At 45.2% G+C, this 12,303-nt stretch carries 14 protein-coding genes; 6 read left to right on the top strand and 8 right to left on the bottom strand.

The window, feature by feature from the left end:
• Positions 1 to 13 precede the first annotated feature (13 nt).
• Both QUB77_RS28915 and QUB77_RS28910 read left to right on the top strand, forming a co-directional pair.
• Positions 14 to 430 carry an MAPEG family protein gene (locus QUB77_RS28915; RefSeq protein WP_333180375.1) on the top strand — a complete coding sequence of 139 codons (417 nt, stop codon included), beginning with the start codon at positions 14 to 16 and terminating at the stop codon, positions 428 to 430.
• A gap of 109 nt (positions 431 to 539) precedes the next feature.
• A complete protein-coding gene (locus tag QUB77_RS28910; RefSeq protein ID WP_333300200.1) occupies positions 540 to 1,031 on the top strand; it encodes a YajQ family cyclic di-GMP-binding protein in 492 nt (163 codons plus the stop codon).
• Between the two features lie 90 nt (positions 1,032 to 1,121).
• On the opposite strand, the gene QUB77_RS28905 is transcribed toward QUB77_RS28910, so the two are convergent.
• From QUB77_RS28905 to QUB77_RS28875, 7 genes are all read right to left on the bottom strand, one after another.
• A complete protein-coding gene (locus tag QUB77_RS28905) occupies positions 1,122 to 2,783 on the bottom strand; it encodes a mucoidy inhibitor MuiA family protein (protein WP_333323638.1) in 1,662 nt (553 codons plus the stop codon).
• A 258-nt stretch (positions 2,784 to 3,041) separates the two neighbouring features.
• A complete protein-coding gene (locus tag QUB77_RS28900) occupies positions 3,042 to 3,932 on the bottom strand; it encodes a methylenetetrahydrofolate reductase (protein WP_333180366.1) in 891 nt (296 codons plus the stop codon).
• A 145-nt stretch (positions 3,933 to 4,077) separates the two neighbouring features.
• Entirely contained in the window at positions 4,078 to 5,088 is a 1,011-nt protein-coding gene (gene trpS / locus QUB77_RS28895) for a tryptophan--tRNA ligase (RefSeq protein ID WP_333042001.1), read from the bottom strand.
• Positions 5,089 to 5,589: 501 nt separating this feature from the next.
• Positions 5,590 to 5,955, bottom strand: a complete 366-nt coding sequence (locus QUB77_RS28890) for a hypothetical protein (protein WP_333323636.1) — start codon at positions 5,953 to 5,955, stop codon at positions 5,590 to 5,592.
• On the bottom strand, positions 5,948 to 6,160 hold the full coding sequence (locus tag QUB77_RS28885; protein WP_190737591.1) for a hypothetical protein: 213 nt from the start codon (positions 6,158 to 6,160) through the stop codon (positions 5,948 to 5,950). The genes QUB77_RS28890 and QUB77_RS28885 overlap by 8 nt, the downstream gene beginning before the upstream one ends.
• Positions 6,161 to 6,187: 27 nt before the next feature.
• The gene (locus QUB77_RS28880) at positions 6,188 to 6,400 is read right to left on the bottom strand and encodes a ribbon-helix-helix domain-containing protein (RefSeq protein WP_190737589.1); all 213 of its coding nucleotides are present in this window, start codon (positions 6,398 to 6,400) and stop codon (positions 6,188 to 6,190) included.
• A gap of 245 nt (positions 6,401 to 6,645) precedes the next feature.
• Positions 6,646 to 7,761, bottom strand: coding sequence for an HlyD family efflux transporter periplasmic adaptor subunit (locus QUB77_RS28875; protein ID WP_333323634.1), 1,116 nt, complete (start codon positions 7,759 to 7,761; stop codon positions 6,646 to 6,648).
• Positions 7,762 to 8,097: 336 nt separating this feature from the next.
• On the opposite strand from QUB77_RS28875, the gene QUB77_RS28870 reads away from it, so the two are divergent.
• From QUB77_RS28870 to QUB77_RS28860, 3 genes are all read left to right on the top strand, one after another.
• Positions 8,098 to 8,325: a secretion protein HlyD gene (locus tag QUB77_RS28870; RefSeq protein WP_333180369.1), complete on the top strand. Its 228-nt coding sequence runs from the start codon at positions 8,098 to 8,100 to the stop codon at positions 8,323 to 8,325.
• Between the two features lie 169 nt (positions 8,326 to 8,494).
• On the top strand, positions 8,495 to 8,674 hold the full coding sequence (locus QUB77_RS28865) for a hypothetical protein (protein ID WP_333180370.1): 180 nt from the start codon (positions 8,495 to 8,497) through the stop codon (positions 8,672 to 8,674).
• 135 nt (positions 8,675 to 8,809) lie between these two features.
• Positions 8,810 to 11,020 (top strand): peptidase domain-containing ABC transporter, encoded by a 2,211-nt coding sequence (locus tag QUB77_RS28860; RefSeq protein WP_333180371.1) that lies wholly within the window; start codon positions 8,810 to 8,812, stop codon positions 11,018 to 11,020.
• Positions 11,021 to 11,157: 137 nt separating this feature from the next.
• On the opposite strand, the gene QUB77_RS28855 is transcribed toward QUB77_RS28860, so the two are convergent.
• The gene (locus tag QUB77_RS28855) at positions 11,158 to 11,550 is read right to left on the bottom strand and encodes a Fur family transcriptional regulator (protein ID WP_333180372.1); all 393 of its coding nucleotides are present in this window, start codon (positions 11,548 to 11,550) and stop codon (positions 11,158 to 11,160) included.
• Positions 11,551 to 11,693: 143 nt separating this feature from the next.
• Between QUB77_RS28855 and purS the strand changes: the two genes are divergently transcribed.
• Positions 11,694 to 11,978, top strand: coding sequence for a phosphoribosylformylglycinamidine synthase subunit PurS (gene purS / locus QUB77_RS28850; RefSeq protein WP_333180373.1), 285 nt, complete (start codon positions 11,694 to 11,696; stop codon positions 11,976 to 11,978).
• The last annotated feature ends 325 nt before the right edge of the window (positions 11,979 to 12,303 follow it).

Genomic DNA, 12,303 nt, shown 5'->3' with positions numbered 1-12,303 from the left:
TGCGAGGCGGATGATGCTGTTGGGATTACCTGTGTCGGTTATTCTGCTTGATTGTATTGCTGCTGCTGCTGCGCTGGTTTACGCACCGTTTTTGGTGGTTGCGTTCGCCCGCTTGCAGCTAGGCTATGACCAAGCAGCCCCCCGCGCTATGTTTGAGAGGTTGCCTGCTTACGCTCAGCGGGCAACTTGGGCTCACCAAAATTCGTTTGAGACGTTTATGCTGTTTTCAGCGGCGGCTTTGATGGCTTTTGTGACGGGGGTAGATTCGGAACCGGCCGGTTGGGCTGCGATCGCTTTTACGATCGCCCGGTTGTTGTTTTCGGTTTTCTATATTCTGAATGTGCCGCTGGGGCGATCGCTCATGTTTGCGATTAGTTCTTCTTGCACAGCTACTTTATTCTATTTCAGTTTGATAGCTGTTAATGGCTAATTATTATTAGTCACTGGTCATTAGTCATTAGTCATTAGTTAACAGACGCTTAATTAATGACTAATTACCAACTACCAATTACCCATTACCCATTACCAATTACTAATTTATGGCTGCTAGTTATTCCTTTGATATTGTCAGCGATTTCGATCGGCAAGAATTAGTTAACGCTGTTGACCAAACTGTGCGGGAAATTCAAAGCCGCTACGACTTGAAAGATACCAAAACAACCGTGGAATTGGGCGCAGAATCCATTACTGTCAATACCGACAGCGAATTTACTCTCGATGCGATTCACACTGTTTTGCAAACTAAAGCCGCTAAGCGGAATTTATCTTTGAAAATTTTTGATTACGGCAAAGCTGAACCTGCTAGCGGCAGTCGCGTGCGTCAAGAAATTAAACTTAAAAAAGGAATTAGTCAGGAAATCGCGAAACAGATTACTAAATTGATTCGCGATGAATTTAAGAAGATTCAAGGTTCGATTCAAGGCGATGCAGTGCGGGTGTCTGCTAAGGATAAGGATGATTTGCAGTTGGTGATTCAACGCTTGAAGCAAGAAGATTATCCGGTAGCTTTGCAGTTTACAAATTACCGCTAGATTTGAGAGTTTATCGGGACTTGAGTCCTCATAGTTCTGGCGAATAAGGACTTTATTCCTGGCTTGAAACAACTTTTTACCTACTTAATATTAAATATCTAAACCCGTGACTGTTAAGTCGGGAGGATGTTCGACAACAAACTGGTAATATAACTCTTGCTTTGCTTGCGGCGGCAGAGACATTATCCATTCTAGCAGTCCCATTTCACCTGGTACTATCTTCGGATTAGTGAGAGTCGATCGCACTTTAATTTGTTCATTACGGCTGACTGGCAATTGCTCTTTTAGTGTCAGGTGTACCTGCACCTGATGCAAGTTTGTCACATTTAAGCGATAAGCGTAACTCATGCGCCGCTGCTGGCCGATCAGTTTTTTATCTACTTGTCTTTCCACTAATTCCCGCTCTATTTTCAACCCTTCATCTATTCCTAAATTCAGTTTAAATTCCTCACCAGGCGAAACATTATCCAATTTTACGGTACCAACAAAAGTGTTGTCGCGAAAGATATTTGCTTTACCGGGTAGAAGAGTTGCACCTGTCAGCGGATTTACAACAACTGCTTGTAAATAGGCAAAACTGACTAATCGCGGGACGGCTATATATTCTGGTTTAAACGGATAATTTTCGCTAAAAATCGTCACTTTGTGCGGTGTACCGTCGCTGGGAATCTTGGTATTTCCGCCTACTTGAAATGAGACAGTGCCTCCTTCTCTTGATACTTTGGCTGTGGCTGTTGTAGCGTCTATGGGTTCGGGTGCGGCAGCAGCAGGGGGCATAGCCATCATTGCTAATGGTGCCGCCTCTGCCATATCTAATTCATAGTATGTTGCCATTTCTGCAGCCTCAGTCTGTCGGCTGCGCTTCATCGAAAAGTCTTGGCGTTGAGCAGATATTGGGCGCACAATATCGATAAACCAGGGTTGGAGTTGGGGCGGTAGAGTTCCTAATCCGGGTTTTGCTGTGGATAAAGTCAGCGCTACTCCCGTCCAATCTTCGCCTGTATTTTGATTGACTTCGGCTAGGTAATTGAGATTAATGTGGTTGTTGGTAGTGTTTACTCGCAAGTCGTAAAGGGGAACCCAACGGGCTCCCATGACTACATAGGAAACTTCTAGTTCAAAATTGCCGCTGCCGCTGGGTTCTATGGCAACAAGGATGTTAAAACTTTGCTGGGAATGGGGAGTTTGTACTTGCCGCAACTGCTGCAGCAAAGCTTCTATTTGCTTGTCTAATTCGCGCTGCTGTTTTTCGTGCTGGGCGATCGCACTTACATATTTTAGGTAATTAGTTCCTAAAAAGTTGAGCAATTCGCCAGTTTCGTTTAAACCTACCTGCTGTTTGGCGATGCTGCTGGAAAAGAAACCGACGCTTTTTTCGCTCAAACCTTCCACAAATTTGAGCTGAATTTTTCGGGCGGTTATTTTGTCGTTAATTCCCCGTCTTTGGGTTTGTAAATCCTGGATTTGTTGGGTTAATTCGGCAGTGCGATCGCCCACTGGTTCGCTGCTAAACACTGTTTCGGTTCGCACTCCCAACAATCGCACTGCAACTGTACCCGCACCCGTGGCCCTGACTGACTCTGTTTCGAGGGTTGCGGGTACAGAGGCGATCGCCAATTCTCGCTCGTTTCCCGTCAGAGATACCGTACCGCGGCGCGTCACCAAAGCGCGATCGGTATAAACTGTAACTTCTGATATGCTAGTATTTAGTGTTTTGATGGTATCAGAATTAAGTATTTCTGAGTCAGTCATTGCCAGTGGCTCCTATTTAATAACCGTTTAGTCGATCGAGCATTTTTCAAAGTAGTTTATTAATCAAACTCAGAAGTTATTGAATTATCTACAGCGGGGGAGGGCGGGTTTACGACATCATTAGTTTTATACATTGATGGTTGGTCAAACCCGCCCCTACAGTTCGATATTCAAAATGGTAGCGCGGGGGCGGGCAGGTTTATGAGATCGTTAATGTTAAGCCTTGATAGTTGGTCAAACCCGCCCCAACGGTTAATTTTAGCTCAGTGGCTCGATTCCTGCCAAATCCAAAATTTGAGGAATTAAATCTTCTCGCTTCACAGCCATCATGTGAACGCCTTGACAAATCTGCCGCGCTAGTTTGACTTGTTCTGCCGCAATTTTTATGCCTTCCTGCAAGGGTTCGGGAGCTTTTGCTAAACGGTCGATCGTCTCTTGCGGTATATTAACTCCCGGCACGTATTTTTTAATAAATTCAGCATTTTTAGCTGATTTAAACAAAAATATTCCTGCTAAAACTGGCTTGTTGCAGCCAGCAGCAACGTGGTGCATAAACTTATCCAAAACTTCAAAATCTGTAATTAATTGACTCTGAAAAAACTGTGCTCCCGCCTCTACTTTTTTCTCAAATCGACTTTGCAAACCAGACCAACTGGGGCATTGCGGATCGACTGCTGCACCGACAAATAAATCGGTAAATCCGTCGGTTAAAGGTTTGTCATTCCAGTCTTTGCCACCGTTCATTTTTTGAATAACTTGCAACAGTCGAACTGATTCCAAATCGAATACACTTTTTGCTTTAGGATGGTCGCCGGCTTTGACGGGATCGCCTGTGAGTGCTAATACATTGCGAATGCCTAAAGCGTGGGCTCCCATTAGATCGGCTTGCAGGCCAATTTGATTGCGATCGCGACAAGCAACTTGACAAATTGGCTCAATTCCTTGCTGCACTAAAATCGCCGAAACTGCTAGCGGGCACATTCGCAAAACTGCGCGACTTCCGTCTGTGATATTAATGGCGTGCACTCGGTTTTTGAGGCGTTCAGCCATTTGAATTGTGTGAGTTATGTCGCCACCTTTTGGCGGGGCAACTTCGGCGGTGATTATAAATTCTCCGGGGGTGGTGCAGGCTGTGCGAAAACGGTTCATGATTATTTGTCTGTTATGGGTTATTTGTTATTTGACTGTTGACTGTTGACTGTTGACGGTTGACTGTTGGCAGTTGTTAGTGGGCAGTTGGCAGTTGTCATTTTTAACAAGTAACCAAGAACAACTAACCACTAACAACTAACAACTAAACAGGTAAAGAATAACCGAAAGCGGTCTTAACCTTAGTTAGAGTTTGATTAGCAATAGCTTCTGCTTGTTCTCTGCCGCGACGTAGTACAGACTCTAAATATCCCGGATCGTCCATTATTTCCTTGTATTTATCCTGAATTGGTTTGAGGGCATTAATTGTCGTCTCTGTCAACAAGGGTTTAAAATCTCCCCAACCCATGTTTTCACACTCTGTTGCTACTTCTTCCTTAGATTTGCCGGAAAGCAGGAGATAAAGTGTCAGCAAATTTCTAGCTTCGGGGCGATCGGGGTCGTCAAAAGTCAAACCCCGCACGGCATCTGTTTTGCAGCGCTTGATTTTTTTGGCGATCGTATCTGGCGAATCCAATAAATTAATTCGACTTTGTTCGGAAGGGTCAGATTTCGACATTTTGCGCGTGCCGTCAGTCAAACTCATTACCCTCGCACCGTCAGTCCGAATTAACGGTTCGGGAAGTTTCAATACAGGCTTTTCGGGTGTGCCGAATTGGTGATTTAATCTGATGACAATATCGCGGGTGAGTTCCAAATGCTGTTTTTGGTCTTCTCCCACTGGCACTTTGTCGGCATCGTAAAGCAAAATATCTGCTGCCATTAACACGGGATAATTTAGCAAACCGGCGTTGACATTTTCACCTTGTTTAATTGCTTTTTCTTTAAACTGAATCATATCTTCGAGCCAGTTAATCGGCGTAATACAGTTGAGCAGCCATGCTAGTTCTGTGTGCGCCGAGACGTGGGATTGCACGAAAATAGTAGAATATTCTAAATCGATGCCGCAAGCTAAATAGAGTGCGGCGATCGTGTAAGTGTCGGAGGCTAGAGTGGCGGGATTGTGCGGGGCGGTAATTGCGTGCAAATCGACTACGCAGAAGTAATTTTCGTACTGACTTTGACCTTCTACCCAGTTGCGAATGGCACCGAGATAATTGCCGAGGTGAAGATTGCCTGTTGGCTGAACTCCAGAAAGAACGCGCTGTTTGCCCATGAGGAAAGAATAGAATTAAACTCACATTTCTATATTGACACGTTATTTTAATTTCAGATACTTTTCGTTAAAATTTACCAAAATTTCGGGGAAGTGGGGAATCTCTATCGCTTCGGTGCAGGGACGATTCTGCCAAATAACGGCTCTTTGTTACTTGGAATGCTATACAGATTGAGGTTTGAGATTTGAGATTTGAGATTGGCAATTGCAGTTACCGCCTTGATGACCAAGAATTTCCAAGGTGGTACCCGCCACGTGATTTATCCGTAGAATCAATCCAAAATTGAAAATCGAAAATCCTCAAGAAAGAGCATTTATCCGTGGAATCAATCCAAAATTGAAAATCGAAAATCCTCAAGAAAGAGCATTTATCCGTGGGGTCAATCTAAAATCTAAAATCTAAAATCTAAAATCGATTGACTGGCGCGGTTTAAACCGCGTATTATCAAACAAAGTCCGCGAAGGCGGACTTAAGATAATTAATCAGAAAGACTGAGATTTCTACCCCATTTCAGCGGGTTGTAAAATCTCATTAACAGGCTTTCCTTGTTTTAATTCAACCCATTTAGAGTCAAGGGGTTCATAAGCGCAATAACAGACCGCGATGCACAGGTTTGTGTCACTAGAAGAAAACTGGTGGATACTCTTAACCATCCAGTTTCCATCTCGACCGTGGGTGATTCCGTTGCCAGGATCTTCGAGGTTTGCATACTCTCGCACGCGATCGCCGATTTGAGGCAATTTCCCCGAAAAGTCCCACTCGGTTGCCAAAATATCGGTCAAGCCACCGATGGGCAGTAGCTTGCGTTCTTCCCAGCCATGCGCTGAGAGTGATTCAGCTTTAAAGACTATCCAAGTTTCATTCATCGTCGGTATCTCCAAAACGACTGTCCTCAAAAGAGGTTTGTTCGCCATAAAACACGCAATTGACCTTGAGAAGGCGATCGCTTGTTTGTTCGATACGCTTCAACCTCCATCTGTACTTGCGCCCCATATCCCGGCACTTCTCCGGGTCAGTAGCGCTGTGTATGTTTTCTGGTTCTGACGGTTCTTGTTCTACTAGGTTTGTCACTGTTTTAAATACTAGACACCTGTTTATCTATTTGCTAGTGCCTCCTTTTCCCGCTTGATCTTGCTGGATGAGCGGGTTTTGGTTTGGCTGGCTGTTCCGCTTTCCTTGAACTGCGGCTGTCACAATTCGCTCTACAAGATTGCTCATAGTCCGTCCTTCCTCCTTAGCCCATACCGTTAAGTCGTCTCTAATATCCTCATCCAAAACGAAATTAATTCTAGGTCGCCTGTACTTCCCCATTGGTTGCCAGTTGGTTAGTGGTTAGTTACCAGCTTATGACGTTAGATTAACTTTTGGATTTGTGGATTAATATAGTTGACAGTGGCATCTACTACAATCTACAATATACCTACGATCGCCAAATGTCAAACAAAGAACAAATAAAAGTAAGGTGCGTCAGTCGGTAAAATCCAAATTTTTCAGACTAACCTCAAGACTGACGCACCTTACAGGCTAATGACTATTGATTATTGACTATTGACTAATTACCAATCTGTCAGCAACCTTGCTTTCCGCAAAACAAATGTCAGAACTGTTTCTTCGCCGGTAATAATATCGGCTCTGCCTTCCATTCCCGATTGAATTGAATACTGGCGGGGGACATTAGCCTGGGGGTTGCCTAAGAATTGGCCGTTGGCGGATTTGAGTTTTGTTAAATAAGTTTGTTCGGGCTTAATTGCCACTTCGTAATAAGCTGTACCTAAATTATTAGTGGGATTTTGAGGGGCGATCGCATCTGGGGCGATTTCGCTGACAGTTCCTTTTAATGTGCCGTAATCGGGGAAAGGCAAAGCCGAAATCCTGATCTGTACGGGTTGGCCGATTTGGATGCGGGCGATGTCTTGGGATGTCACCTTGGCTTTGACTACCAGGGGTACGTCGCTGGGGACGATTTGGGCGATCGCGCTGCCGGCTTGTACGGTTTGACCAGTATTTCGTACTTCCAGTCTGAGAATTGTACCATCCGTGGGTGTGCGGATCACGCTATTTTCGAGTTTTAAGTCAATTTGATTTAGTTCTTTTTTAGCTTGAATCAATTGTTGTTGAAGGGAGGCTTGCTTGACGAGCAAAACCCGCCGACTTCTGCCCAGTCTTTCGGCGACATCTGGCAGCGATGTGGCGAATTTTACTAAAGCGGATTCGATTAATTCCTGTTGGGCGGAAGTTTCACTTTGGATGGTTTTAAATTGGGCGCTGGCCAAAATTTGATTTTCTAAGTCGCGCAGTTGCTGGTTGATTTGCTGTGCTGCTGTTTGAGACTGATTAATTATTTCTTGTAACTGCTTTTTTTGAGCGCCCAAACGCGAAGCGTCTACAACTGCGATCGCATCTCCTTGTTTTACTGTCTGATTCTCGTTGACAGCAATGCTTTCGACGGTTCCTTCTGTGGCTGCTTGCACGACGCGCACTTCTCCGGCGGGACGGACGATCGCGTCTGCTTTGACTGTAGCGCTGTATTTGGTGACGCTAGCGAGGGCGATCGCCCCGCCAAACGTCGCCACCATCAAAATGCCACCCAAAGTCGTCCAGCGGCTGACAGGGGGCAAAAACTGGTCGTTATCAAAGGTTTCAGCGGGTGTGGCTTCGGGGGTGAGAGACATGGCGGCAAGGGGGAGAGAGGAATAGTTTGGAGTTTGGAGTTTTGAGTTGGGGGGGGAGGGAGAGATCGCTGATTTGTTTTGTCACTTTTACGATCGGCTTTCCGGAAACCAAGCATAGGTTTAGAAGTCTAAATCAAAATTCACAGGGTAAAGGTAAAAATCCGCACAGCTTTGCCGTTCCCACCCACAAACTTCGCCAAATATCAAGACGAGTGAAGCCAGCGGGCTACAGTCAGGAAAATATGGGATTTTTGCCATAACTTTTGGCGCTGTTACCGGGTTTTTACTGTATGCGTAGGTAGTAAGTAAGTACATAGGTACCAATAGGAGTTATTTATGTCAGAAAATCAACAAGGTTCACTCTTCATCGAAGTAACCGATGGAGAATCTGCTACTGTCAACGGTGGCAACATTACCAGCGGTGTTAGCGGTGCTAAAAGCAACAGCGAGACGGATAACAGCGGCCGCGAGGGTCTCACTATGCTGTTTTTCCTGCCGCAGCCTAGCCAGCTTTATCTGTACGATCCGAGCCGCGATCGCCCTTACAAAACCCTAGTGGTTTAGATAGCTGAGTCAAGTTGTGCGATCGAGTAAATTTTCAAAATAATGCCGTAATATTCCGGAGGTCGCCCAGCACTACAAGAAGTATTAGTCAGTATTTACACTAGGCTCTAGAAATTCGATAAGATTTCTAGTTTCCCTTCAATTTTCTAAACTTAAACGGAGTCAAATCATGAAAGAAACAAAGGACAATTCACTGTTTGCTGAACTCACCCCTGAAGAATCAGCTAGCGTCAACGGCGGTCACTATTATTCTAATCGCGACAACTGTCGCCGTCGGCGCAGTTGGGTCGTGTACCGCCGGAATTGCGACGGTTCATACAGAAGAGTAGTCCGCTACGCCTACTACTAAAGTTTAGTGCTAGTCAATTCAGATCTATAACTGTGAAATCGAGAAAGCACCCATAACTTTATGGGTGCTTTTTGCTGATTGGGTAGTTGGTGATGAGTAATCTTCTTTATGCTCTACCATTATTCATTTTGCAAAATGTTAAAGAACATCCCTTTGATCGGCAAAATGCCATTATTCGGACAAGTTAACAGGTTTAAGAAATATCAGGTTGTTCTCCAGCAGAGCGAAGAAGATTGCGGGGCGGCTTGTTTGGCTTCGATCGCGAAATTTTACGGACAAAATTTTACTATTAGCCGCTTGCGAGAATGTGCGGGCACCGGCCAAAAAGGGACGACTCTGCTGGGCTTGAAACAAGGTGCTGAGGCGATCGGCTTTAATGCTCGATCCGTGCGAGCCGCGGCTGCTATTTTAGACCAAATTGAGGAAGCGCCTTTACCGGCAATTATTCACTGGAGCGGTTATCACTGGGTTGTTTTGTACGGAAAGCAGGGCGACAAATATGCGATCGGCGATCCCGCTGTCGGTATGCGCTATGTTTCTAAAGCAGAATTAGCAGCAGGTTGGACAGATTGGCTGTGCTTGCTAGTAGAACCCGATGCTGAGCGGTTTTTTGCGGCCGCAGAGGGCCAACCGCCCGCCAATTCCTTACAAAAATGGATGCGCCGGATTGGGATTTATCGCCCGATTTTAATGGAAGCATTTTTGCTGAATATGGTGTTGGGTTTGCTGTCAATTTCTTCGCCTTTTCTAGTTCAACTGCTCACTGACGACATCCTGGTGCGGGGCGACAGACAACTCCTGGCGAGTGTGGCGATCGCAGTTATAGTTATGAACCTTTTTAGCAGCAGTTTAGGATTGGTAGAGTCGAACTTAATTGCTCAGTTTTCCCAGCGTTTAGAATTGGGATTGGTGATGGAATTTGCGCGCAAATTCCTGCGATTGCCTTTGAGCTTTTACGAAACCAGACGCAGTGGCGAAATTGTCAGTAGATTACAAGATATCCAAGAAATAAATAAATTAGTTTCTCAAGTTGCTATCAGCTTGCCAAGTCAATTTTTTATAGCTGTAGTTTCTTTTGTTTTTATGTTATTTTACAGCAAAGAACTGACGTTATTAGCTACAGCTTTAGCTCTATTAATGACGGCATCTACAGTGGTATTCCTGCCCATATTGCAGCAAAAAACGCGCAGTTTATTTGTGCTGGAAGCAGAAACTCAAGGCGTTTTAGTAGAAACTTTTAAAGGCGCGCTGACGGTCAAAACTACTACCAGCGGTCAGCAACTTTGGGAAGAATTTCAAACCCGCTTTGGTCGCTTAGCAAAGCTCACTTTCCGCACTACACAAATTGGCATTCTCAACAATATATTTTCTGGTTTTGTTGCCTCTGCTGGCAGCATTACTCTGCTGTGGCTTGGTAGCGGTTTGGTGATTGACAAGGTATTGAGTATAGGTCAGTTGCTAGCGTTTATTAGCATGAATCAAAATGTCACTACTTGGGTGAATTCGCTAGTAGGATTTACTGATGAGATGACTCGCGTGCAGACAGCTACTCAACGGCTGTCGGAAGTCATCGATGCTGAACCGGAAACTAAAGACGATACGAATAAACCTTTTGTAACTATTCAAGACCGCGACGGTATTGTTTGCAAGGGTGTTAGTTTTCACTACCCCGGCCGACTTGACTTGCTGGAAAATTTTTCTGTCACATTTCCGGGCGGTCAAGCAATTGCTTTAATCGGCCATTCCGGCTGCGGAAAAAGTACGCTAGCAAAAGTAATTGCTGGTCTGTACCCGCTGCAATCTGGTAATATTAAAATTGGCGGCTACAACTTGCAGGATTTGTCTCTCGACAGTCTCAGGCAGCAGGTAGTATTGGTTCCTCAAGAAGCACATTTTTGGAGCAGATCGATTCTCGAAAATTTTCGTTTGGGTAGTCCAGATATCAGCTTTGAACAGATTGTTAAAGTCTGCAAAATTGCGGGGGCGGATGAATTTATCAGCCAATTGCCGGATAAATATCAAACTGTTTTAGGGGAGTTTGGAGCGAATATTTCTGGCGGACAAAGACAAAGATTGGCGATCGCCCGCGCCCTTCTCAACAACCCGCCCGTATTGATTTTAGACGAATCTACCGCAGGGCTTGACCCCGCAAGCGAAGCGGAAGTTTTAGAACAATTGTTGATGTATCGGCACGGGAAAACGACGATTTTTATAAGTCACAGGCCGCGAGTGATCGATCGCGCCGATTGGATTATCATGTTAGAACGCGGCCGATTGAAACTGCAAGGCTCGGCTGCAAAATTGCGATCGATTCCAGGAGACCATTTAGAGTTTTTGCATCCTTGAGCGAGTTAATAAAACGACAGGTTGAAATCTTTTGCTACACAAACAAAACCCGCCTGCGCGGTTCGACACGGAGTCAACAGTCAACTATCATTTTTGAGTGCAACCGGAATTGACATCACTCATGACTAATAACTTCTCTAAGTTTCTTGAGCCAAAGTACATCGATCGCACAATCCGAAAAACTCCAAAGTGTGATAATAAATCTTGAAAGAATGAGATTGTTGTAGTTGGCTTTCTAAATGGTGGACGGGGCATTCGTCGATCGTAATTGACGCGCCACATTCCAGACAAGTTAAGTGATGTTGGTCTTGGTGGGCGGCACCGTATAGAGATTCGCCACTAGCAAGCGTTCTGACGTGAACGAACCCCTCTCGCTTTAAACCGTCTAGGGAACGGTAAACGGTTGCTAAGCCCATGCTTTGGTCGCTGTTACGCAGTTCTAAGTAGATATCTTGCGCTGAGAGCGATCGATTCAAGTGCTTGAGCAAATGTAAAATACGCTCCTGACTGCGGGTGCGGTTGGTTCTCATAATTTTTTTGTGTAATCTGCTAGAGTCAAATCTGTCCCTGTTTCTAGGCTATCTTACTTGGGCTAATCGAATGGCGATCGGCGTGCAGCTCGGTTGTAGAATACAATGGGGCTAACTTTCACATCACCTACCGCAACATTCCCGTGACTCAGAAATATCTTGCCCAAATCTATGTTACCCTCCGGCCTTCTGTTTTAGATCCCGCCGGCACTGCCGTACAGTCTGGTTTGCAACACATGGGATACGACAATGTTGAGCGCGTGCGAATCGGGAAATACGTTGAATTGACGCTGACTGCTGCTGCTGAGTCCGAGGCCCGCGAACAACTCGATCGCGTTTGCGACCAACTTTTGGCCAATCCAGTGATTGAAAATTATCGCTTTGATTTGACTGAACTTCCTGTTGCTGTGGAGACAGCGGCGGCATAAATGCGATCGTCCCTAGGGTGTTTTAAACCCGGAGATACCCCCTAACCCCCCTTAATAAGGGGGGGACAAGAGTGTTCACAGTCTCTATTCAAAAGGCGAGGACAAGAGTGTTCAAAGTCTTTGTTAAAAACACGAAAACTCGGAACACTTAAAGTCAACCCCTACTCCCCTTCTTAAGGGGGATTTAGGGGGATCTAGACTTTGATACAAGCGAGAGAAACCTAAGATTTCAGTCTTAAGTTGACACCTCTTCCTTCTTCCTTCTTCCTTCTTCCTTCTTCCTTCTTCCTTCTTCCTTCTTCCTTCTTCCTTCTTCCTTCTTCCT

Source organism: Microcoleus sp. AT9b-C3 (assembly GCF_036705485.1).
Taxonomy (GTDB): domain Bacteria; phylum Cyanobacteriota; class Cyanobacteriia; order Cyanobacteriales; family Microcoleaceae; genus Microcoleus.
Note: the sequence above shows the minus strand (reverse complement) of the source record. Positions and strands in the feature narration are given on the sequence as shown.